Source organism: Flagellimonas profundi (assembly GCF_017313275.1).
GTDB lineage: Bacteria > Bacteroidota > Bacteroidia > Flavobacteriales > Flavobacteriaceae > Flagellimonas > Flagellimonas profundi.
Genome location: NZ_JAFLNM010000001.1, coordinates 951,311 through 974,682, shown reverse-complemented (window position 1 = coordinate 974,682; position 23,372 = coordinate 951,311). Strand labels below are relative to the sequence as shown.

Sequence of the window (23,372 nt, the reverse complement as noted above, 5' to 3'; positions counted from 1 at the left end):
ATTACTAATATAAATGCAATAGCATACCTTCCGTATATAAATACGACACCCAAACGCTTATATCAACATTTAAAGTTTGCAATTACCGTCTATCATATCCTGCAAAGTAGGATTGTATGCATTTCCAATAGTTGAAAAAGAACCTGTATATTCTGCGGTAATCAAATTATTCAGTATACAGAAATCCTGCAGAACCTGGTTATATCTTATCTGCACATCTGTACCAAATGATGTTATATTTCCAAAAGCAGTTATAGAAGTTAAAAGAACATTTGAGTTAATACGAATACCCCCATCCACATTTGTTAAAGATTCGAAACCCTGAATTGAAGTCAAAGAACCATTATTGGATATTTCAATAGAGGTCAAACTTGTAAATGGATTGAAAATGGTGATTGCTTCTAAAGATGCATTTCCATTTATAACAATTTCCGATATAGATTCCAAAGAACTTAATGGTGTTAGGTCCGTTAAAGCATCATTATTGTTTAGCCATAGTCCATTGCCTATTGATGTTAATTTCGAAAGTCCATTTAAATCCACTAGACTAGCGTTATCGGTTATTTGAAAATAATTACCTGTTGTTTCCAAATTCTGAAAACCTGATATTACTTCAAGGTTTGTATTTTCGCTGATTTTTACCAATCCACTCACGTTAACTGTTTGTGAGAATCCAGAAATGGTTTTCAAAGCATCATTCCCTTGAAATATAATGGCATAAGATGCATTTAGACTTTCCAAAGCGGAAATATCAGTCAAGGCATCATTGTTAATAAACTGAATAGATTCTCCAATTTCCAAAACATTTTCGAGCCCATTCAAGGAAACTAGATTGTCGGCGTTAGATATCAACAGGTCCTGTCCAATTAATTCCAAATTGCTCAAGGGTGTCAAATCATTCACAGAACCATAAATTCTGACTTCCCCAGTTACCTCGGTATAATTTTCAGCACCAAAGGAATCGACCAAACTTTGATTGGAAAGATCAATGGTTCCCTCATAAACCTTTGACTGGGGTTCTTGAATCAATGTAGTAAAAGTAACTTCGTTCCCATAAGCGGTTCCCTTGGAATTTACAGCGTAAGACCTTGCGTAATATTTAGTGTCGGGTTCTAAATTGTCCACTATGGCAGAAAAATTATCATTTCCACTACCAATACTTTTTTTGTTGTCATTTATGGTAGGGCCTGAGGCTACATCCCAAACAACACCTTTGTCTATGATGTTGGCACCTCCGTTGTTAGATATACTTCCTCCAAGTTGTGCGGAAACAGCGGTTATTTCGTTTGGGGAATTGGTTGCTATTATAGGTAAGTCTACAGTTGATTGTGGTTCGTTTTCTGATTCTGAAGATGAGGAACAGCCCAATAGAAAAATCAGGGCTAGGCTAAGTATGGGGTATTTCATGAAACATATATTTAACAAGAAATATACTACTTAAATACAGTCCTGCAAAATATATCAAACATTAAACCTAAAATGCATCACATCACCGTCCTTAACAATATATTCTTTGCCCTCAACACGCATACGGCCAGCTTCTTTTACCTTGGCTTCGCTGCCGTATTTCACGTAATCGTCATAGGAGATGACCTCAGCGCGGATAAAGCCTTTTTCAAAATCGGTATGGATAACACCCGCCGCTTGTGGAGCTGTTGCCCCAACGGGAATGGTCCAAGCACGGACTTCTTTTACCCCTGCAGTAAAATAGGTTTCCAGGTTAAGTAGTTTGTAAGCACCGCGAATCAATTTAGCGGAACCAGGTTCGGAAAGCCCCAGATCTTCCAAGAACATTTGACGCTCTTCATACGTTTCCAATTCGGTTATGTCGGCTTCCGTACCAACCGCCAAAAAGATAACCTCCGCATTTTCTCCAGCTACGGCTTCCTTTACTTTTTCAACATAAGCATTTCCATCGACCGCTGCATCTTCATCCACATTACATACATACATTACAGGCTTATCCGTAATCAATTGCATGGGTTTTACAAATTCTTCACGGTCATCTTCATTTATAGAAATGGCCCTTACGGATTTTCCGGCTTCGAGCCCTTCTTTAAGGGCAGAAAGGACGGCTTCTTCCTTTTGGGCTTCCTTATTCCCGGTTTTGGCTGCACGCTTCACTTTGTCGAGTTTCTTTTCAACACTCTCCAAATCTTTCAATTGCAATTCCATATCAATGGTCTCCTTGTCCCTGATCGGGTCTACAGAACCATCAACATGAACCACATTATCGTTATCAAAGCAACGTAGCACGTGCAGAATGGCATCGGTTTCCCGGATATTTCCCAAAAATTGGTTGCCCAATCCTTCTCCCTTACTGGCACCTTTTACCAGACCAGCAATGTCAACAATTTCTACGGTAGCAGGTATCACACGCTCGGGATTCACCAGTTCTTCCAATTTTTCCAAACGCTGGTCAGGCACATTTACCACGCCAATATTAGGTTCAATGGTACAAAAAGGGAAGTTGGCACTTTGTGCTTTTGCGTTGGACAAACAGTTGAAAAGTGTTGATTTTCCTACGTTTGGTAATCCTACAATACCTGCTTTCATCTAAATTCTTATGTTTTGAGGCTGCAAATATAAGTTGAAGTTTTGGTACTCATGACTAATAGCCTTTAATCAATAAATAAAATCCCATGATCATCAAGGCAATGATGCCAAAAATCGCGATAAGGGATAATATACACCCCGCTTGCTTCCAAATACCGTTATAAGCTTTCTCTTTTTTCTGCATAAAAAACCCCGAACATTGGTTCGGGGCTAAATTAATTGTTTTTTATTGCTTAACCGTTGGGGTGCATAAACTTTTGCTTGCCCAATAGCTCCTCTTCGGTTTCTTCGTGGTCTTCATCGGGAACACAACAGTCCACTGGGCATACTGCCGCACATTGTGGTTCTTCGTGAAATCCTTTGCATTCGGTACATTTATCCGGAACTATGTAATAAAGCTCATCACTCACAGGTTCCTGAACTTCATCGGCATTCACCTCTTTCCCGTTGGGCAAAACCACATCTCCGTTCAATGAAGTTCCATCACTATATCTCCATTCATCTGCACCCTCATAAATTGCTGTGTTGGGACATTCTGGCTCGCAAGCACCACAATTTATGCACTCATCTGTAATAATAATTGCCATAATTTTCTTTTCCTTTTGGGCTGATTCTTATCAGCATGCTTACTTTTGACAAAAATAAACCCTACTAAATTAGTGTACAAATTTAATGGCACCAGATACAAATACCATAGATGCTTTTGTTAAACTTGGAAAATACCTAACGGATTTTTGTGATAAATGTTATTCCAACAACCCTGAAGTTGATCAAGAGTTGAAGGAAATCATTGCGCGGGCCGGCCACCACAACGGGTGGTTTACCGAGGATAACATTCTATTCTCCTTAAAGCAATGGGGCGATCTGCTTACGGAGGAAAATATAAAGGATTGGTTGGGCAACTATTCCTTTAACAAGGATAGTAAACCAAAAACCGTGGGCATTATTATGGCAGGAAACATTCCATTGGTGGGTTTTCACGACTTTTTATCAGTGTTGCTATCTGGCAACAAGGTCTTGGCCAAACTATCTTCCAACGACAAAGTGCTCTTGCCTTATCTTTCCAATTATTTGATTGAACAAGAGCCATCACTCGTGGATAAAATTGAGTTTGTGGACGAGAAACTAGAAAACTTTGATGCAGTGATCGCTACGGGGAGCAACAACACCAGCCGCTATTTCGAATATTACTTCGGAAAGAAGCCCAACATCATCAGAAAAAACAGAAACTCTGTCGCCGTGTTGACCGGAAAAGAATCGGAAGAAGAATTAAAAGCACTCGGAGAGGATATTTTTAGGTATTATGGATTGGGTTGCCGCAATGTGTCCAAAATATTTGTGCCAAAGAATTATGATTTTGATGCATTGTTCAATGCGCTCTTCCATTATAAGGACATTATCAATCAACATAAGTACGCCAATAACTACGATTACAATAAGGCGGTCTATTTAATGAGCGAATTCAAGATTCTGGATAACGGGTTTTTAATTTTAAAAGAGGATGAGGCACTCACCTCCCCTATTTCTGTTTTATTTTATTCTTTTTATGATGATGAATCCGGTTTAAGGAACAAGTTGCAGGAAATGGACGAGCAAATCCAATGTGTGGTTTCCGGTGGAGCAAAAGAAAATGAAGTGAATTTTGGTGCCACCCAAAAGCCAAGTTTGAGCGATTACGCAGATGGAATTGATACTATGAAATTCCTTTTGAACCTTTAACAAATCCTATACTTTGGAATCGTTTATAGATCCAACAATTTTTAAGACCTTTACTCCTTAAACCAAGGAAATGAAAAAGCATAATTTTAGCGCAGGCCCGTGCATTTTGCCCGCAGAGGTAATGCAAAAGGCATCCGAAGCCATTATTGAACTGGATGGCATTGGACTTTCACTTATAGAAATCTCTCACCGTAGCAAGGAGTTCGTAGCCATTATGGAAAAGGCTCGCTCACTCGCACTAGAACTTTTGGGGCTCGAGGGCAAGGGTTATCAGGCTCTGTTTTTGCAAGGAGGGGCAAGCATGCAATTTTTAATGACGGCTTTTAACCTTTTGGACAAAAAAGCTGGGTATGTAAATACAGGCACCTGGAGTCAAAAAGCCATTAAGGAAGCTAGATTGTTCGGCGAAATCATAGAAGTCGCTTCCTCTCAAGAAGATAATTTTAAGTATATCCCAAAAGGTTTTGATATTCCATCCGATTTGGATTATCTGCACCTTACCTCCAACAATACCATTTACGGAACCCAGTTTAAAGAATTTCCAAAAACCGATGTGCCATTGGTATGTGATATGAGCTCAGATATCTTTTCCAGACAAATGGACTTTTCCCAGTTTGATCTGATCTATGCCGGTGCACAAAAAAACATGGGTCCGGCAGGGACCACGCTCGTGGTGGTAAAAGAAGATATTTTAGGAAAGGTATCGCGTAAAATACCATCCATGATGGACTACTCGGTTCATGTGGCCAAAGATAGTATGTTCAACACACCGCCCGTTTTTGCTGTGTACGTTTCCATGCTTACCATGCAATGGTTGAAGGATTTGGGAGGAATTGCTGCGATTGAAGAAATCAATGAACGAAAAGCCAATTTGATCTATTCGGAGATCGAACTTAACCCTGTATTCTCTGGGATTGCTGCAAAAGAAGACCGTTCCAACATGAACGCCACCTTCAATATCACCGATGATGAGTTAAAGGATGTGTTCGATGCTATGTGCATTGAAGCGGGAATTAACGGCATAAATGGACATAGGTCTGTTGGTGGTTATCGGGCCTCCATGTACAATGCGCTTCCTTTGGAAAGTGTAGGAGTTTTGGTGGACATTATGAGTGAACTTGAAAAGAAAGGATAATTTTAATCAATTTTAGGTTCTAAATGTTGAGTATTGATTGAAGAAAGAAGTTTTCAGTTCTCTTTACGTATCATCAAGTTAGTAAAAGACTTGAAGGAAAACAATGAGTATATATCCGCGAACCAACTTTTGCGTTCTTCCACGAGCATCGGAGCTAATGTAGCGGAAGCAGGAGCGGGTCAGTCCAAGAAAGATTTTATTTCAAAAATGGCAATCGCTTCGAAAGAAGCAAGAGAAACCAGATACTGGTTAAGATTGATAAAGGAAGCCAATCTATCGCAATTGGAGCTATCCGAATACTTGGACGAAATTGACCAAATCATTAAAATCCTAACTAAGATTGTGAAAACAAGTCAAAATACTATTTAGAACTTAAAACTTATAATTTAATATTTATGAAGGTCATACTGGCTAACGACGGAATCGCTCAAGAAGGGGTGGATTTACTTGAAAAAGAAGGTTTCGAAGTTAAAAACACACGTGTTGCCGAAGAACAATTGGCGAACTACATCAACAAAAATAGTATTCAGGGACTATTGGTGCGCAGTGCGACCAAAGTTGATAAAAAACTTATTGATGATTGCCCTGATTTAAAATTGATTGGACGTGGCGGTGTTGGTTTGGACAATATTGATGTAAAATACGCCGAGTCCAAAGGAATTAGTGTTTTCAATACGCCCGAGGCATCTTCCGAGTCAGTAGCGGAATTGGTTTTTGCACACCTGTTGAATGGTGTTCGATTCTTGCACGATGCTAACCGAAACATGCCTCTGGAAGGTGATAGTCAATTCAAACAACTTAAAAAGAGCTATGCAGGAGGCCTTGAACTTCGAGGAAAAACCTTAGGTATTGTAGGCTTTGGAAGAATTGGACAAGCTACTGCAAAAATGGCGTTGGCCTTGGGCATGGAGGTCTTGTTCACTGATCATCATACCAAAGAAGCTAGTTTGACACTTTCTTTTTTTGATGGACAATCTGTTGATTTTACTTTAAAAAGCAGCGATGTTAAAGAAGTTTTGGCCAACTCCGATTTTGTAAGTCTTCATGTACCGGCCCAAGAAAAATATCTGATCGGAAAGAAGGAACTTGGACTTATGAAGCCAGGTGCTGGAATCATCAATACATCAAGAGGTGGTGTATTGGACGAAGTTGCCTTGGTCGAAGCCTTGGATACCGACCATTTGGCCTTTGCTGGACTGGATGTTTACGAATCGGAACCCCATCCGGAAATCAAGATATTGATGAATCCCAAAATTTCCCTTAGTCCGCATGTTGGAGGCTCTACTCTTGAGGCACAACAGCGTATAGGTGTTGAATTGGCGCAGAAGGTTATCAAATTACTCAAACCATAGGTTTTTTAAGGTAGTTCCTACTTTCAAAACCCACTTTTTTGTACATTGTTACTTTAACCTTAACACTAACACAATGTCAGGATTATTAGACTTGATCAACAGCCCCATGGGCAAACAGTTGGTCAGCGGAGCTGCTAGCCAAACTGGGCAACCCGAAAATAAAACAGCAGAAGTTTTGAGTATGGCCATGCCACTATTAATGGGAGCCATGAAAAAAAATGCATCCACGCCGGGCGGGGCACAAGGACTCATGGACGCCCTTTCTTCCAAGCACGACGGTGGTATTTTGGATGATTTAGGTGGCCTTTTTGGTGGTGGCGTAGACCAAAATGTAATGGACGATGGGGCAGGGATTCTCGGCCATGTATTAGGTTCCAAGCAACCACAAGTCGAAAATGCCTTGAGTACCAAATCAGGGATTGATGCAGGTTCCATATCACAAATTTTAAAAATCGCGGCCCCCATCCTTTTGGGGTATTTGGGAAAACAGACCAGACAACAAAACGTGAGCAGTCCTGAAGGCCTTAACGGACTATTGGGCGGATTAATGGGCGGCAATAAGGCAGCGGCCAAGCAGCAATCCTTGGTCGAAAGCTTTTTGGATAGCGATGGTGACGGCAGTGTTATAGATGATCTGGCCGGAATGGTGTTGAATGGTGGTGGCCAGAAAAAGAGTGGTCTTGGCGGTATGCTGGGAGGACTTTTTGGGAAATAGAAAATCAGCTTAACTATATTTAACAGAGCCACTTGCGTTTTCAAGTGGCTTTTTTTGTATTTTAATAATATGAAAAAGAAAATAATAAATCCATTACTGTTCGGTCTGATGCTGTGCATAGGCTTAGCATCTTGTACAACCCAAAAATCCACATTGGATGTCACCAACGAAGAAAAGGCGCTTTTCGAATCTGATGATGATGCGCCGGTCGAAATAGCAGATGATGACACGGAATACGAAATCATCATTATAGAGCCAGGTTTTTATACTTGGTTAATGTCCATTGCACGACCTGAAGGATATTATTCACAATCGTTTCTGGAAAACCGAAACGCAATCATGGTGATTACTTGGAATCAAAGGGTTTTACAACCACAACGATGGAATCCCAACCTGTATGAAATGCAGATCAATTACGACCCAAGTATTGATTATGGCTACGAAGTCAATTATAAACTTTACAATTACTTCATTTATTTTCAAAGAAAATACAATCAGCGTTTAGGGCCCTTTCTGCCCAGGATTTAATGTGCTATTTTTGCATCAATTAACTTGAACAATGCAAAAACTAAAACAGCGCTGGGAAATACAAAAGAACTGGCAAATCCTTTTTCCCATACTGGGTGCACTATTGGTTTTATTGACCGCCTATACTATTTCTAGAAGTTTTATGCACTTTTTTGGCCTAAACAACACCATCTTTGAATGGTTTGTTACCATTGGAGGCTCGGTGATACTCTACTTTGTGTTAGTGAAATTTTTCCTCTGGTGTTTTAAAAAGGTGGAGAACAGATGGAAAGTAGACTACAAATGGGAAATGATCGCCATTTTTATTGTTTTCGCAGTAACAGGCAGTGCAGCAGGAAAATTGGCAGGTCCATTGGTACACTGGATAGGCTTGGACAATGAAAATGTCCATGGTGCCGTCTACTGGACGCTACGCATTCTTCTTATTTTCCCCATTTATCAAATTTTATTGGTTGGTATTGGATGGCTGTTCGGTCAATATCAATTTTTCTGGAATTTTGAGAAAAAGATGCTTAAACGTATGGGATTAGGCTCTTTCCTTTCATAGTTTATGGTTTTCTTAACATAAAAAGAGGGAAAACCTTGGTTACTTTTGCGAAAGTATGATTACCAACCTCCACAAACGTATACTGATATTTGCTTCCCTTTTGATGGCTGTGGCAATTTTAGCTCCTTCCATTATTAAATTGGGACATGCTTTGTATGAGCATAGTCAGGAGGAGCAATGTATTGCATATGGTACAAATCATATTCACGATGGTAATCTGGATTGTGACTTCCATGATTTCACCCTTGCCAACAAGGTACTTTTCAACGCTAATTTCACCTACATACCGGTTGAGATTCCCGAGATAAAGTACACAAACACTCTCTACTCTTTTACATATAAGCCTCAAGAAGTTTCTTTTCGGGCTTTACGTGGTCCCCCATCAGTTTCATAGTGATTATCTACTGATTTAAGTTTTTAAACCATTTATTTTTTACAATGAAACAATTTTATATTTCAGTGCTTTTAGCATTGACATCAATTTATACGTACTCACAAAACACACTTTCAGGAAACATTTCAGATGCTGAAACTGGAGAACCTTTGGAACAGGTTTCGGTGTATATCCCGCAATTGGAAAACGGTACCGTAACGGATGCGGACGGAAACTATACATTGAAAAATTTACCGGAAGGAAACTACAAACTGGTCATTTCCTACATAGGTTTTGAAACCTATTCCACTTCTTTTGAAATCAGCGAAGGAAGCAATCAATTCAATTATCAAATGTTTCCATCAGTTATAGAAATGGACGAGGTCGTGCTTTCTACCCCGTTCCATAAATTACAACGTGAAAACGTAATGAAAGTGGAACAAAAATCCATGGAGGAACTCAAACAACAAGGGGGTATTACACTATCCGAAGGGATTACGAATATTCCTGGTGTTTCTTCGGTTTCAACAGGTGTTGGGATTGGAAAACCAGTTATCCGCGGGTTGAGCTTTAACCGTGTTTTGGTTTACACACAAGGCGTACGACTCGAAAACCAACAATATGGGGGTGAACACGGTTTGGGCATTAACGATGCGGGAGTATCCAGTGTAGAGGTGATCAAAGGTCCCGCATCCTTGCTTTATGGTTCCGATGCCCTCGGTGGGGTACTCTATTTGAATCCAGAAAAGTTTGAAACTTCCGGAGAGACATCAGGTGATGTAAACATGAGGTATTTTACCAACACATTGGGTTACAATGCCAATGCTGGATTTAAGACATCGGGGGAAAAGCTGAAATTTTTGGTTCGTGGTGCCTACGCGTCAAATGCAGATTATGAAACCGGCGATGGAACCAGTGTAACAAATTCCAGGTTCAATGAAGCCGACTTAAAAACAGGGTTGGCGTATCAAACGGCAAAGTTCAAAACAGAACTTAGATATAACTACAATACTGCCGACCTTGGTATTCCTGAGGAAATCGGCGTCCAAAACAACGATCGTGAACCACTGGAACCTTACCAAGAACTTTCCACCCATATTTTAAGTGCTAAAAACAACTTCTTTTTCAAGAAATCGAGTTTGGAAGCCACTTTTGGGTACACGGTAAATAACAGAAAAGAGTTTGAGGAGCATCACGAAGAACACGCTGGGGAAGAACCTGTGGAAGAACCTGCCGAGGAAGAGGAAGGTGCTGCTTTGGATATGAAGTTGAGCACCTTTAATTACAATATTCAATTTAATCCTCAATGGGGTAAAATGACCACTATTTTTGGTGTCCAAGGCATGCATCAAACCAATGAAAATTTTGGAGAGGAAGTGTTGGTGCCCAATGCCATAACAAACGATTTTGGTGTGCTGGCCACATCCCATATCCATTTTACCAAAAGTGACCTTCAAATAGGTTTACGTTACGACCTTAGATCCATAAACGGTGAAGCTAGCGGTATAGAGGGAGATGAAGAGTACATCCCTGCTTTGGACAAGAATTTCAATAGCTTTAATGCAGCTTTGGGATATCGTATGGATTTGACCAATAACATTATGGGACGATTAAACTTGGCCACCGGATTCAGGGCTCCCAACCTATCGGAATTGTCGTCCAACGGATTGCACAGCGGGGCCAACCGTGTGGAAATTGGCAATCCTGAATTGGATAGCGAACAAAATTTCCAAATAGATTTGGCCTTGGAGTACGGAAATAGGCATATTGAAGCTTATGTGAATACATTTTATAATATCGTAAACGATTACATCTATTTGGAACCAACAGGTGAGTTCCGAGAATTGGACCCTGTTTATGATTTCCAACAACAAAATGCTATTTTATATGGTGGTGAATTTGGATTCCACCTGCACCCCCACCCCATTGATTGGTTGCATTTGGAAAGTAGTTACGATATAGTTTTTGGTGAATTAAAAGACAACTCAAATCTACCATTGATTCCTGCTAATCGTTGGACAAACACTTTCCGTGTGGAATGGAAAAAAAGAAACCAAGATTATAAATGCTATGCATTTGTAACCCTTCAAACCTTCTTTGATCAAAACAAAGTAGCTGATTTTGAAACAAAGACCCCGAGATACAATCTGTTCAATGTAGGTTTTGGTGGCGATATGAAAATCTTCAATCAAAAAGTAGGGTATTCCATTACTGGTAACAACTTATTTGATAAGAATTACATCTCCCACCTATCCAGGTTAAAGGCGGATGGCATTGCCAATATTGGAAGAAATATATCTTTTAATTTGAATGTGCCGTTATAATGGCAAGAAAACAACAAGTTACATCAAGGTCAATCTTTTATAGGTTGACCTTTTTTCTTGCTCAAAAGATACGTGTAAATCCAAGTTAGGGTAAAAGTGGGAATCACGTCGGTACCGGGCACCAACTCTTCTGCAAAGGTGACCAAACCTGCAGCTTGCCCCACCCTGCCCTTGTACAAACGTGTCATGAGCCAGCCTGCAACAGGAGCCCAAATCACATCAGAAAACTCCCCGATGCCCGGGATTACAAAGGATAGCATACCGATACCATCGAACAGTAACCCTAAAAGGAGGTTTTGGTACTTCTTGTTTTTTTCTGCTGCCATATGGGAAAAATAGCAATTCCCGCTTAATTGGGAAAGTGCTTTAGGACAAATCGGCGCTCACGAGCTTTAGAAACTCGTTTCGTGTTTCAATTTTTTCAAATTGGCCTCTGAAGCCCGAGGTAGTGGTAACCGAATTTTGTTTTTGTACCCCTCGCATCATCATGCACATATGTGCTGCTTCAATAACCACGGCAACGCCCTTTGGTTTCAATGTTTTGTTGATACATTCCAAGATGTCGTGCGTTAAACGTTCTTGCACCTGCAACCTACGGGCAAATATATCCACGACCCGCGGTATCTTGCTCAAACCAACAATATGCCCGTTTGGAATATAGGCTACGTGAGCTTTACCAAAAAATGGTAACATATGGTGCTCGCAAAGGGAGTAGAGTTCAATATCCTTTATAATCACCATATCGTCGTAATCTTCGGCAAACATGGCACCTTTAAGAATTTCCTCGGCATCCTGTTTGTAGCCCTGGGTAAGGAAAAGCATAGCTTTGGCAGCTCGCTCTGGAGTTTTTATCAATCCCTCTCGGGTAACGTCTTCCCCAATATCCCCTACGATTTTGGAGAAATGATCTTTCACCTCATTGGTAATTTCAATATTGTACTCCTCGAGGTTCCTATACGGTGCCATGCTTTAGCTTTTTTGAAAAATAATTGTTCAATTTTTTGATCTTAGGATCTATAATGATTTGGCAATATGGTTGTTGCCTGTAATTGTTATAATAATTATGGTGCTCCTCCTCGGCCACATAAAATGGTTTGGCTTCAGAGATAGCGGTCACAATCGGGGAATCAAAAATATTTTCTTTTTCCAACAATTTAATGAAATCTTCGGCCAATTGTTTTTGTGTTGGGCTGGTGTAAAAAATCTCACTTCTATATTGAGTGCCCACATCATTGCCCTGTCTGTTCAGGGTTGTGGGATCGTGGGTGGCAAAAAACACCTCTAACAACTCGGCAAAGGATATTTTTTTTGGGTCAAAAGTGATTTTAACACCTTCCGCATGTCCTGTTCGTCCAGTGGTTATTTCGCGATAGGCTGGATTTTTAATAGTTCCTCCAGTGTAACCAGAAACTACTTCCTCCACGCCATCCAATCGTTGAAAAACAGCTTCGGTGCACCAAAAACAACCTCCTGCAAAAATAGCGGTTTCCAATCCTAACTTATTTTGTTTATTCATTTTGAATCAAAGTTAAACAATATTTGTCTGAGAAAATTAATTCTAACAAATATTTATAGGTTCCTTGGTCGAATTTACGTGCATAACCTTATTTATTTAAATTTCCAGAGAAATTTCGCTGTTCCTTAATTGATGTAAGGATACTTGATGAAAATTTGTAGAAATAATGTCAAAACCATCATCTTTGCGATACAACAGTAATGATTATCTTCGACCAGCGAAGTTGTACTTATGATAAAGGCCACAAATATTCAAAAAAGTTACGGAGACCTCAAAGTTTTACAAGGAGTCGACCTAGAGATTAAAAAAGGAGAGGTAGTTTCCATAGTTGGAGCCTCTGGCGCTGGAAAAACTACCTTGTTACAAATTTTGGGCACTTTGGACACTCCTACCAACAAAGGGGAAAGCACCTTATTGATCAACGATACCGATGTGAATCAACTGAATGATAAAAGTTTGGCCCAGTTCAGAAACGAGCATATTGGGTTTATTTTTCAGTTTCATCAATTGTTACCAGAGTTTACGGCTTTGGAAAATGTTTGTATTCCCGCCTTCATCAAAAAAACACCCAGAGCAGAGGCTGAAAAACGCGCCAAAGAACTGTTGGACTTTTTGGGCTTAAAGGACCGTTATGATCACAAGCCCAATGCATTATCGGGAGGAGAACAACAACGTGTGGCCGTGGCCCGCTCTTTGATGAACAACCCTTCGGTGGTTTTGGCAGATGAGCCCAGTGGAAATTTGGATTCCGAAAGTGCGGACAATCTGCACAAACTGTTTTTTCGGTTACGGGACGAGTTTGGGCAGACCTTTGTTTTGGTAACCCACAACCTGGAATTGGCCGATATGGCGGACAGAAAGCTCACTATGGTGGATGGATTGATTGTTTCCAAGGATTGAATATGACCAAAGCGGAACTCAAAGAATTTTTGGATGCCAAGGTATTGGAATACAATCATCCCAAGTTTTTGGAGGATGATCCCTTGCAGATTCCGCATGTATTCACGCAGAAAGAGGATATTGAAATCAGTGCTTTTTTAACGGCTACCATTGCGTGGGGCAACCGAAAGAGCATCATCAACAATGCGAATAAGCTTATGGGGTTGATGGGCAACGTACCCTACGATTTTATAATGAATTATTCCGAAGATGATTTGGAACACCTCTCCAGTTTTGTGCACCGCACCTTTAACGGCATCGACCTTGCTTACTTTGTAAGCAGCCTTCAACATATCTATAAAAATCATGGTGGCTTGGAGACTGTTTTTTCCGAAAACCAGACTAAGGATTCCATGCAGCCTGCCATTTCCAAGTTCAAGGAGCTGTTTTTTGAATTGCCACATCAAAACAGAACACAAAAACACGTTTCTGACCCCAATAAAGGTTCCGCGGCCAAACGTATTAATATGTTCTTGCGCTGGATGGTTCGTGATAATAGCACGGGTGTGGATTTTGGATTGTGGAAAGGCATCGACTCAGCTAAACTCTCCTGCCCTTTGGATGTGCATTCGGGTAATGTGGCCAGAAAATTAAAACTGCTCAACCGCAAACAAAACGATGCCAAGGCATTGCAAGAACTGGATAAAAACCTAAGAAAATTGGATGCCACTGACCCTGTGAAATATGATTTTGCCTTATTTGGTTTGGGGGTTTTTGAAAAGTTTTAGGTATTTTAAACATTCTTATTATTTAATAGAATGAAATACTTGGAGCCTTCTTATTTTTTTGATTTTGAAAACAATTCCATTCAAGAACTTATATCCGAATTCACGGAACGATCATTAACGGATAAGGAAAAAACGATAGGATTGTACACCAGAGTTCGCGATGATTGGAAGTACGACCCTTACAGCATCAGTCTTGCCAAAGAAAATTTTCGGGCCAGTAGCATTGTACAAAAAACAACGGGTAATTGTGTGGAGAAATCCATTTTATTGATAGCTGGGCTTAGAGCAATGGGGATACCTGCAAGACTCCATTTAGGAAAGGTGAAAAACCATATTGCTGTGGATAGATTAACGGAAAAGTTTGGTTCCAATGAACTTACACCTCATGGTATGGTAAACGTTTTTCTTAACAAGAAATGGTTGAAAATGTCGCCTGCCTTTAATAAAAGCCTATGCGAGAAATTAAATGTAGCACCCTTGGAATTTGACGGTGAAAACAATTCATTCCTACAAGCTTATAACAGCTCTGGCACTAGATTTATGGAATACACTGGTGACTATGGACATTTCGAGGACGTTCCGCTGGAATTCATGAAAAAAAATATCAAGGAACATTATCCGCATATTTTTGACACAACGGAAAATATTACTGAATTTAAGCTATAGGCGAATTACCTCAAAAAATTAACCCCCAAACCCAAAACCAGGTTCGAAATCCAAAGCAATGGTCGCTCCCCCATTGGCGATGGATTTATAAATGGCCTCAACGATCATCATATCACGTTTACCCATCTCACCCGGTGCTTTATTCGGTTCGTTGAACAAAACATGCCGTGCGAAATCGTCCATTTGTAGTTTCTGTTGACTCTCGTGTGGAAATTTAATTTCATCCCCATTGGAGGTCACACCACTCAATGGCCCGTAGTTATTGGCGGGTTGTAATCTAAACCAGCCCGAAGTTCCCGAGGCGTACATCGCATTTGCATTAAAATTATGGGAGGTGGAAATATTGCCAATAGCACCGCTCGGAAATTCAAATTGTGCTGTAATGGTCTCGTCAGTTTCTTTAAAATATTCAGGTCGGGTGCTAAACTCCTGAGCCGCCACCGAAATCGGATTTTCGCCCGTACCATAAATCGTACTTTGCACAGCGTACACACCCATGTTCATTAAAGCACCGCCACCGGATAGTTCCTTGTTCAATCGCCATTGGTTTGGATTCCCTGTAGAACGGTAGGCAGCATCCGCAGAAACAAATAAAATGTCCCCAAAGGTCTTTTCCCTTACAAATTCCTTGACCTGTTGCGTATAAGGTTCGGAATGCAAACGATAGCCCATCCCCAGTTTTACGCCGGCTTCCTCACAGGCATTGATAATGGCATCACATTCGGCAACGCTTATTCCCATAGGTTTTTCACAGATGACGTGTTTTCCTGCTTTTGCGGCGCGAATACTGAATTCGGCATGCATACTGTTGGGAAGCACTACATACACTACATCAATATCCTTATTATTGGCGATATCATCAAAATTTTGATAGTTGTAGATGTTCTTTTCAGGAATTCCGTACTTATCAGCCCAAATTTTCTCTTTATCAGGGGTTCCGGTCACAATTCCGGCCAAGTAGCAATATTGGGTGTCCTGCAAAGCAGGGGCCAACTGATATGTACTATAACTCCCAAGTCCTACCAAGGCAATACCCAGTTTTTTCTTATCCTGATTGGCGCCCATGGCACAGGCAAATGGTGCCGATGATAGTAAAGCGGCTCCGCCAACTCCTTTTATGGTAAGACTATTAAAATTTCTTCGGGTAATTGTTTCCATGAATTTTGATTTAGTGAATGTCCTTTAAAATTAAGAATAATAGCTTAATTCGGGCATTTAGAATTCTTTTAACAAGGTAAGAACTTTCAAATTCCCTATTTTTATGGCTAGACTAATTCAACCATATAAAATGAAAAAACTCTTACTATTAGGTATGGCGTTTTGCGCGTCTATGACCTTTGCTCAAGAAAGAAAAATTCCTGTTGACACTACGGTAACTACACAGCATTCCGTGACCATTAATGGCGCTCGTATCAATTACACGGCCACCACCGGTACGCAGCCTGTTTGGGACGAAATGGGCAAACCCATTGCAGCCCTTCACTACACCTACTACACCAAGAACGATGTAAAGGACAGAGCATCGAGACCTTTGTTGATTTCATTTAACGGAGGACCGGGTTCCGGTTCTGTTTGGATGCACTTGGCCTACACAGGTCCCCGTATCCTTAAAATTGATGATGAGGGATACCCCGTTCAACCTTATGGGGTTAAGGAAAATCCATACTCTGTTTTGGACGTAACCGACATTGTTTACGTAAACCCGGTGAATACAGGTTATTCACGTACCATTCCTGAGACAGGAAAAGAAGTAGATCGTAAAAAATTCTTCGGGATCAATGCCGACACCAAATATTTAGCCGAATGGCTTAATACCTTTGTTTCGAGGAACAACCGATGGAGGTCTCCTAAATACATAGTCGGAGAAAGCTATGGCGGTACCCGTGTTATGGGACTTTCCTTGGCACTTCAAAACCAACAGTGGATGTATTTGAACGGTGTGATCATGGTTTCTCCTGCCGATTATAAGGTGTTCCGTGACAACGACCCTGTTTCCAGCGCATTGAACATGCCCTATTTCGCAGCTACAGCATGGCACCATAAAGCATTACCTGCCGATTTGCAAAGCAAAGATCTATTGGAAGTGCTGCCAGAAGTGGAAGAATTTACCATCAACGAATTATTGCCGGCCATTGCCAAAGGTGGTTTTATAGCTGATTCCGAGCGTAAAGCCATTGCTGATAAAATGGCGCGTTATTCTGGATTGGATGTACAAGAAATACTAGATCACAATTTGGACGTACCTACCCAATTTTTCTGGAAAGCCTTGATGAGAAGAAACGGGGGATACACCATTGGTCGTTTGGATAGTCGCTATTTGGGAATTGATAAAACATTGGCAGGTACACGCCCAGATTACTCACCGGAATTGACCTCTTGGTTGCACAGCTTCACTCCTGCCATCAACTATTATTTACAGGAAGAATTGAACTTTAAAACAGACATTAAGTACAATATGTTTGGCCCAGTTCGTCCTTGGGATGACAGCAATGATAGTGTTCGTGACGATTTGCGTCAGGCCATGGCGCAGAATCCCTACTTGAACGTTTTGATACAATCGGGTTATTATGATGGTGCCTGCACCTATTTTGCCGCCAAGTATACCATGTCTCAAGTAGACCCAAGCGGTAAAATGAAAGACAGGTTCGATTGGAAAGGCTATCGCTCTGGACACATGATGTATCTGAGAAAAGAAGACTTAAAAACAGCCAACGAAGATATTAGAGCGTTTATTTTAAGAACCCAAGCCAACGGGAAGAGCGCGAAATATTAATTAGAACAACATTTAAGCTTATACAAGCGGTAAGACTTTTTAAGTCTTACCGCTTTTTTATGGAATTGGTTTTACTTGAAATTTCATACTTTTAGCAAAAACTACTTATAGTGAAAAAACAAACCATACTCTGGATCATGCTCTCTTTTTTAGGATTGTCGAGTGCCTCAAAAATCAATGCCCAAGATTGGCCCAATTTGGAAAAGTACAACAATGCGAATGCAGAACTTCCCGCTCCCGCGAATGGTGAAAACCGGGTGGTATTCATGGGCAATTCCATCACAGAAATGTGGATAGGTACCCATCCAGAATTTTTTGCGGAAAATCCATATGTAAACCGCGGTATTGGCGGGCAGACCACCCCACAGATGTTACTACGTTTTCGTCAAGATGTGATTAATCTAAATCCCGAAGTAGTGGTTATCTTGGCAGGAACCAACGATATTGCAGGCAATACAGGCCCCATGACGTTGGAACAAATCCATGATAATATGTTATCCATGGTAGAACTGGCAAAATCAAATGACATAAAGCCGATTGTATGTTCAGTGCTTCCTGCCTACGATTACCCGTGGAGGCCAGGTTTGGAACCAAATATCAAAATTCCAAAACTGAATAACATGCTCAAGGATATGACCGAAGACCAAGGTGTAATGTACTTGGACTATTTCTCGGAAATGGCCGACGATAGAAATGGACTGCCATCCGAACTTACCACAGACGAGGTTCATGTAACCAAAGCTGGGTATGAGATTATGGAAAAAATGGTCAAGGAAGCCATTGAAAAAGCCCTTGCAAATTAACATAGCCAATCCCTGACAATAGCTTTTGCTCCCTTGCTCAATTCAGACAACATCCGATTTGCACGGCATGCACATTAATTATGCGATTTGATACATTGAACCTGAGCTTAATAGGTATCTTTTGTATATTAGTCCCATAATCAAATCCAAGTGGAACTTATTGACAATAGGGAAATTACAATTGCAGTTTTACCCTTTCAAATTATTGGGCAAACGGAAAATATCAGCCCAATAATTAGAGGGTTTACGGACGACCTTATTGTAAGTTTTTCAAAATTCATTGGTTTATCTGTCATTTCCCAGTACTCAAGTCTGGGCATCAAGGACATTTATGATTCCGAATCCATTTCTCGATTGGGGGCCGATTATCTTATTACCGGAAGTTTTAGATCTACGGAGACCGGTTTTAGAATCAGTGTTAAGTTAATACGTACCAAGGACAATAAAGTAGTTTTTGCAGGAAACCATGATGAGACCTTGGATACCATTCTGAATACGCAGGATACGATAACCCAACAAATAGTAAGCGTACTCTCAAAACAAATTCAGCACGATCTTCTCTCCTATTCCTATAAAAAGGAGTCCGTGGAACGCGCAGCTTATGAAAATTGGCTCATGGGAATGGACGAAGTGAAAAAAGGAACCATTGAAAGTGATCTAAAAGCACGTGAATACTTTGAGTCTGCCCTTAAAATCAATCCTTCTTTTGCAAGGGCTTATACTGGCATTTCACTAACTTATTTTAATGAGTGGAGCTGCCAGCTGTGGGACCGTTGGGAACTCAGTCAAAAAGGAGCACACGATAATGCCCTTAAAGCTATTGAATTGGATGAAAACGATTATGTTTCTCTTTCAGTCCTGGGACGCACCTATCTTTATTTGGGCGATTACAAAAAATCCGAACACTTGTTGCGAAAATCGCTACGGATGAATCCAAGTGATGCCGATAACCTAATTTTGGTTTCTAACTGTTTTGTATGGTTGGGATATTTGGAAGAAGCAGAACAATTATATGATAAAGCCAGAAATTTAAATCCATTACAGCCCGAAGCTTATTTGATATCAGGATTACTTGTCTATTTTGAAAAAGGAGCCTATAACAAAGCCTTGGAAATTGGTGAAAAGGTTTCCAATTTGGCCATTTGGATTGATTTTACGGCATATCTCGCGGCCACCTGTTACCATTTAGGTGAATACGATAGCATGCATAAATATTGGGAAAAATACTTAGCTATTTTCAAGCAAAATATCAACAAAGGGAAAGAACCTACCAATTTAGAGGCGGTGGAATGGCAAAAAGTAGTAAATCCAAATAAGAACAAATCCAACTTGGAGCCATTTTGGAATTTTATTTTAGGAAAAGATATCGGGAAAACCAGACTTGCTGCCATAAATTCCAGCTCACCCCCCAAAGGTGCTTTTGCAAATCAAGGAGATTTTTGGGAATTACAATATAACGATGAGACCATTACCATAAAAGACTCCAAGGGTTTGCATGACATTGCTAAATTATTGCAACAACCAGAGGAAGATTTTTACTGTATGGATCTTATGGGGGCGGTATTATTGGATGGCGGTTCCCAAATAATCGACGACAAAGCAAAATCTTCGTACAAACAAAAAATTCTTGAAAAGCAAATTGCAATCAGTGACGCTGAAGAAATGGGTCTGTATGAAAAAGCAGAGCAGGAAAAAGAACAGCTTGATATATTGCTTAGTGAACTATCACAAAGCGTGGGCTTATCAAATAAAACCAGAAAAACAGGTTCATCCATAGAAAGAGCAAGGGCCGCAGTGACATGGCGCATCCGAAATGCAATTAAAAAAATTGAAAATGCACATCCACAGTTGGCCAAGCATTTGTCAAATTCCATAAAAACGGGAAGCTACTGTAGTTACAGACCCGAGGTTGCTCATGAATGGACGGTTTAAATAAATTTTAGTCCCAACTTACAATGTAAGGTAAAAACTTCCGCATAAAGGGTAAGCAATCCAAAAAACAACGGACAAATGCTAGAAATTTTAAAAAACTTACCGAACCCTTGGGATGTATTAATAGATCCCGTTTCACTGGTAATTTTGGGCATGTATGCGGTCTTAATGCTTTGGGAAGGTCTTTTTCCTGCAAGGGAACTTCCTGAAATTAAAAATTGGAAATTAAGAGGACTCACCTCCTTCGCCATATTTTTCTATTTATCCACCTATTTTCCTTTAATATGGGATACCTATTTAGTGGACTATCAAATATTTGACCTTACGTCATTAGGTACTTTTGGAGGGGCTTTTGTTGCACTTATGATCTATGAGTTTGGGCTGTATCTTTGGCATTATGCCATGCATAAAAACGATACGCTCTGGAAAATTTTCCATCAAATGCATCACAGTGCGGAGCGTATGGATAGCTACGGAGCTTTTTATTTTAGTCCCATGGATATGATTGGTTTCAGCTTATTGGGAAGCCTTTGTTTGGTCGTCGTTGCCGGTTTTACTGCCCAAGCCGCTACGCTTTTTATATTGATCACCACTTTTTTAGCTATATTTCAACATGCCAACATAAGTACCCCCACTTGGATAGGTTATATTGTGCAGCGCCCCGAAGCCCATACGGTTCACCATGCCAAAGGAATTCATGCCTATAATTATTCCGATATATCACTTTTCGATATTATTTTCGGAACGTTCAATAACCCTAAAAGGTACGAGCATGAAACCGGATTTTACAATGGAGCCTCAACTAGGGTATGGGATATGTTGACTTTTAAGGATATCAATAAAAATAGATAACTAATATACAATGGCCTGTACCAGACCTAATATGGAAATGCAACGTCCCTATCATCATTCACAATTCACGGATAAGGGATTTATAGAAGCCTTTGAAAATGGGGGTTTTCCCCCGAACCTCTTCACTCATGAAGCACATATTCGATTGGCTTGGATTTATCTTGAAATGTTCGATGAGGAAACCGCTATTTCCAAAACCTGCGAGGCCATCAAAAATTTTGACCTGCTCCATGGCGATGGTACCAAGTACCACACTACGCTGACAGTGGCTGCCGTAAAAGTGGTGCATCATTTCAGACAAAAATCAAATGCAACCACATTTGATGAATTTGTTACTGAGTATCCACGTCTTATTACCTCATTTAAAGAATTGCTTTACCAACATTATGGAAGAAGTGTCCTTGCAAACCCAAAAGCAAAAACAGCTTATTTGGAACCGGACTTGCTTCCCTTCGATTAAACTGCTTGTCAAGATTTAGTTACATTGCAGCATGCAAAATGGTAAGATCAGCATCATTATTCCCTTTAAAAACACTGCTCATTATCTACCCGAATGTTTAGATTCCATTGTGAACCAAACCTACAACGATTGGGAAGTTTTGGCAGTAAACGACCATTCTACCGATAAAAGCTTTGAACTCCTCTCCTCCTACTCCAAAAAAGATGAGCGCATCAAAGTTTTTCAAAACAAGGGGACCGGAATAATTCCAGCGCTTCAAACTGGCTACGCCGAAAGTCATGGTCAATTTGTAACACGGATGGATTCGGACGATATCATGAAACCGAACCGTTTGGAGGTCATGATAAATTCGTTAAAAGAAAATGGAATTGGTCATGTTGCTGTAGGAAAGGTAAAATATTTTTCACATCGGGGCATTAGTAATGGTTATGAGCGCTATGAACAATGGTTGAACCAATTGACAGCTGAAGGAAACAACTTTGATGAGATTTACAAAGAGTGCGTTATTCCTTCCCCTTGCTGGATGGCCCACCGTGAAGATTTTGAAAAATGTAATGGTTTTGAGCCCCACCGCTATCCTGAAGATTACGACCTCACATTTCGATTTTACGAACATGCACTTAAAATTATTCCTTGCCATCAAGTGCTTCACCTTTGGCGCGACTACGATACCCGTACTTCCAGAACCCACGAGCACTATGCCCAAAATTATTTTTTGGACATCAAGCTCCATTATTTTTTAAAACTAGATCACGATATCCAACGACCATTAGTGGTCTGGGGTGCTGGATTTAAAGGAAAAAAGATTGCAAAAGGATTAAAAAAGAAAGGTTTGGATTTTGTTTGGTTATGCGACAATCCGAATAAAATCGGTAAAAAAATCTATGGAAAAGTACTGGTTCATTTTGAGGCTTTACAGGATTTGAAAAATCCACAGAGTATCATTACTGTGGCCAATGAGGATGCACAACAAGAAATCCGAAGTTATTTTTCCGAACTGGGTCAATCCCCAATGCAGGATTACTTCTTTTTTTGTTAGACATTGATTTTTTTTAGAAAAGGGATTCTTCGCTTCGCTCAGAATGACAAACCGTATCTCCTTACTTATTTTCAACCTGAAATTCTGAAGGAGCATAGCAATTGAAGCATCCAGATTTCTCGACTGCGCTCGAAATGACAATCGACCATAGTTGAGGTGTTTGTGAAACTCATGTCAAAAAGATTCTTCTCTTTGCTCAGAATGACAAACCGTAACTCCTCATTTATTCTCCACCTGCCATTTTGAAGGAGCATAGCGATTGAAGCATCCAGATTTATCGACTGCGCTCGAAATGACAATCGACCATAGTTGAGGTGTTTGTGAAACTCATGTCAAAAAGATTCTTCGCTTTGCTCAGAATGACAAACCGTAACTCCTCATTTATTCTCCACCTGCCATTTTGAAGGAGCATAAC

24 protein-coding genes are annotated in these 23,372 nt (G+C 40.3%); 17 read left to right on the top strand and 7 right to left on the bottom strand.

Going from position 1 to position 23,372, the window contains the following annotated elements:
- Positions 1-69: 69 nt before the first annotated feature.
- The 3 genes from J0654_RS04455 to J0654_RS04445 all read right to left on the bottom strand — a co-directional run bounded on the left by J0654_RS04455 (position 70) and on the right by J0654_RS04445 (position 3,143).
- On the bottom strand, positions 70-1,407 hold the full coding sequence (locus J0654_RS04455; protein WP_207026450.1) for a fibronectin type III domain-containing protein: 1,338 nt from the start codon (positions 1,405-1,407) through the stop codon (positions 70-72).
- 54 nt (positions 1,408-1,461) lie between these two features.
- Complete coding sequence (gene ychF, locus J0654_RS04450; protein ID WP_207026449.1) at positions 1,462-2,556, bottom strand: redox-regulated ATPase YchF; 1,095 nt, start codon at positions 2,554-2,556, stop codon at positions 1,462-1,464.
- Between the two features lie 233 nt (positions 2,557-2,789).
- On the bottom strand, positions 2,790-3,143 hold the full coding sequence (locus J0654_RS04445; RefSeq protein WP_207026448.1) for a 4Fe-4S dicluster domain-containing protein: 354 nt from the start codon (positions 3,141-3,143) through the stop codon (positions 2,790-2,792).
- Between the two features lie 85 nt (positions 3,144-3,228).
- Between J0654_RS04445 and J0654_RS04440 the strand changes: the two genes are divergently transcribed.
- The 8 genes from J0654_RS04440 to J0654_RS04405 all read left to right on the top strand — a co-directional run bounded on the left by J0654_RS04440 (position 3,229) and on the right by J0654_RS04405 (position 11,249).
- A complete protein-coding gene (locus J0654_RS04440; protein ID WP_207026447.1) occupies positions 3,229-4,275 on the top strand; it encodes an acyl-CoA reductase in 1,047 nt (348 codons plus the stop codon).
- Between the two features lie 70 nt (positions 4,276-4,345).
- Positions 4,346-5,410: a 3-phosphoserine/phosphohydroxythreonine transaminase gene (gene serC, locus J0654_RS04435; protein WP_207026446.1), complete on the top strand. Its 1,065-nt coding sequence runs from the start codon at positions 4,346-4,348 to the stop codon at positions 5,408-5,410.
- Positions 5,411-5,443: 33 nt separating this feature from the next.
- Positions 5,444-5,779, top strand: coding sequence for a four helix bundle protein (locus J0654_RS04430; RefSeq protein ID WP_207026445.1), 336 nt, complete (start codon positions 5,444-5,446; stop codon positions 5,777-5,779).
- A 26-nt stretch (positions 5,780-5,805) separates the two neighbouring features.
- The gene (locus J0654_RS04425; protein WP_207026444.1) at positions 5,806-6,762 is read left to right on the top strand and encodes a D-2-hydroxyacid dehydrogenase; all 957 of its coding nucleotides are present in this window, start codon (positions 5,806-5,808) and stop codon (positions 6,760-6,762) included.
- Positions 6,763-6,835: 73 nt separating this feature from the next.
- Complete coding sequence (locus tag J0654_RS04420) at positions 6,836-7,477, top strand: DUF937 domain-containing protein (protein ID WP_207026443.1); 642 nt, start codon at positions 6,836-6,838, stop codon at positions 7,475-7,477.
- Between the two features lie 69 nt (positions 7,478-7,546).
- A complete protein-coding gene (locus J0654_RS04415; RefSeq protein WP_207026442.1) occupies positions 7,547-8,005 on the top strand; it encodes a DUF6146 family protein in 459 nt (152 codons plus the stop codon).
- A 31-nt stretch (positions 8,006-8,036) separates the two neighbouring features.
- A complete protein-coding gene (locus J0654_RS04410) occupies positions 8,037-8,552 on the top strand; it encodes a DUF6787 family protein (protein WP_207026441.1) in 516 nt (171 codons plus the stop codon).
- Positions 8,553-8,990: 438 nt separating this feature from the next.
- Positions 8,991-11,249: a TonB-dependent receptor gene (locus J0654_RS04405; protein WP_207026440.1), complete on the top strand. Its 2,259-nt coding sequence runs from the start codon at positions 8,991-8,993 to the stop codon at positions 11,247-11,249.
- A gap of 29 nt (positions 11,250-11,278) precedes the next feature.
- Here the strand turns inward: J0654_RS04405 and J0654_RS04400 are convergent, their stop codons facing one another.
- From J0654_RS04400 to msrA, 3 genes are read right to left on the bottom strand one after another with little or no spacing between them, the layout of a single operon-like run.
- On the bottom strand, positions 11,279-11,575 hold the full coding sequence (locus J0654_RS04400) for a hypothetical protein (RefSeq protein ID WP_207026439.1): 297 nt from the start codon (positions 11,573-11,575) through the stop codon (positions 11,279-11,281).
- 40 nt (positions 11,576-11,615) lie between these two features.
- Entirely contained in the window at positions 11,616-12,215 is a 600-nt protein-coding gene (gene folE, locus J0654_RS04395) for a GTP cyclohydrolase I FolE (protein WP_207026438.1), read from the bottom strand.
- Positions 12,202-12,765, bottom strand: a complete 564-nt coding sequence (gene msrA, locus J0654_RS04390) for a peptide-methionine (S)-S-oxide reductase MsrA (protein ID WP_207026437.1) — start codon at positions 12,763-12,765, stop codon at positions 12,202-12,204. The genes folE and msrA overlap by 14 nt, the downstream gene beginning before the upstream one ends.
- A gap of 231 nt (positions 12,766-12,996) precedes the next feature.
- On the opposite strand from msrA, the gene J0654_RS04385 reads away from it, so the two are divergent.
- The 3 genes from J0654_RS04385 to J0654_RS04375 are packed head-to-tail and all read left to right on the top strand — an operon-like array spanning position 12,997 to position 15,098.
- Positions 12,997-13,665, top strand: a complete 669-nt coding sequence (locus J0654_RS04385) for an ABC transporter ATP-binding protein (protein ID WP_207026436.1) — start codon at positions 12,997-12,999, stop codon at positions 13,663-13,665.
- A gap of 2 nt (positions 13,666-13,667) precedes the next feature.
- Entirely contained in the window at positions 13,668-14,432 is a 765-nt protein-coding gene (locus J0654_RS04380; RefSeq protein WP_207026435.1) for a TIGR02757 family protein, read from the top strand.
- 30 nt (positions 14,433-14,462) lie between these two features.
- The gene (locus J0654_RS04375; RefSeq protein ID WP_207026434.1) at positions 14,463-15,098 is read left to right on the top strand and encodes a transglutaminase-like domain-containing protein; all 636 of its coding nucleotides are present in this window, start codon (positions 14,463-14,465) and stop codon (positions 15,096-15,098) included.
- Between the two features lie 18 nt (positions 15,099-15,116).
- Here J0654_RS04375 and J0654_RS04370 read toward each other — a convergent pair whose 3' ends face one another.
- Positions 15,117-16,256, bottom strand: a complete 1,140-nt coding sequence (locus J0654_RS04370) for a Gfo/Idh/MocA family protein (RefSeq protein ID WP_207026433.1) — start codon at positions 16,254-16,256, stop codon at positions 15,117-15,119.
- A gap of 130 nt (positions 16,257-16,386) precedes the next feature.
- Between J0654_RS04370 and J0654_RS04365 the strand changes: the two genes are divergently transcribed.
- The 6 genes from J0654_RS04365 to J0654_RS04340 all read left to right on the top strand — a co-directional run bounded on the left by J0654_RS04365 (position 16,387) and on the right by J0654_RS04340 (position 22,957).
- The gene (locus J0654_RS04365) at positions 16,387-17,871 is read left to right on the top strand and encodes a S10 family peptidase (protein ID WP_207026432.1); all 1,485 of its coding nucleotides are present in this window, start codon (positions 16,387-16,389) and stop codon (positions 17,869-17,871) included.
- A gap of 110 nt (positions 17,872-17,981) precedes the next feature.
- Positions 17,982-18,674, top strand: coding sequence for an SGNH/GDSL hydrolase family protein (locus J0654_RS04360; RefSeq protein ID WP_313783224.1), 693 nt, complete (start codon positions 17,982-17,984; stop codon positions 18,672-18,674).
- A gap of 150 nt (positions 18,675-18,824) precedes the next feature.
- On the top strand, positions 18,825-20,606 hold the full coding sequence (locus tag J0654_RS04355) for a tetratricopeptide repeat protein (RefSeq protein ID WP_207026431.1): 1,782 nt from the start codon (positions 18,825-18,827) through the stop codon (positions 20,604-20,606).
- Between the two features lie 78 nt (positions 20,607-20,684).
- Positions 20,685-21,458: a sterol desaturase family protein gene (locus J0654_RS04350; RefSeq protein WP_207026430.1), complete on the top strand. Its 774-nt coding sequence runs from the start codon at positions 20,685-20,687 to the stop codon at positions 21,456-21,458.
- A gap of 10 nt (positions 21,459-21,468) precedes the next feature.
- Positions 21,469-21,918, top strand: coding sequence for a hypothetical protein (locus J0654_RS04345; RefSeq protein ID WP_207026429.1), 450 nt, complete (start codon positions 21,469-21,471; stop codon positions 21,916-21,918).
- A gap of 31 nt (positions 21,919-21,949) precedes the next feature.
- Entirely contained in the window at positions 21,950-22,957 is a 1,008-nt protein-coding gene (locus J0654_RS04340) for a glycosyltransferase family 2 protein (protein ID WP_207026428.1), read from the top strand.
- Positions 22,958-23,372: the final 415 nt, after the last annotated feature.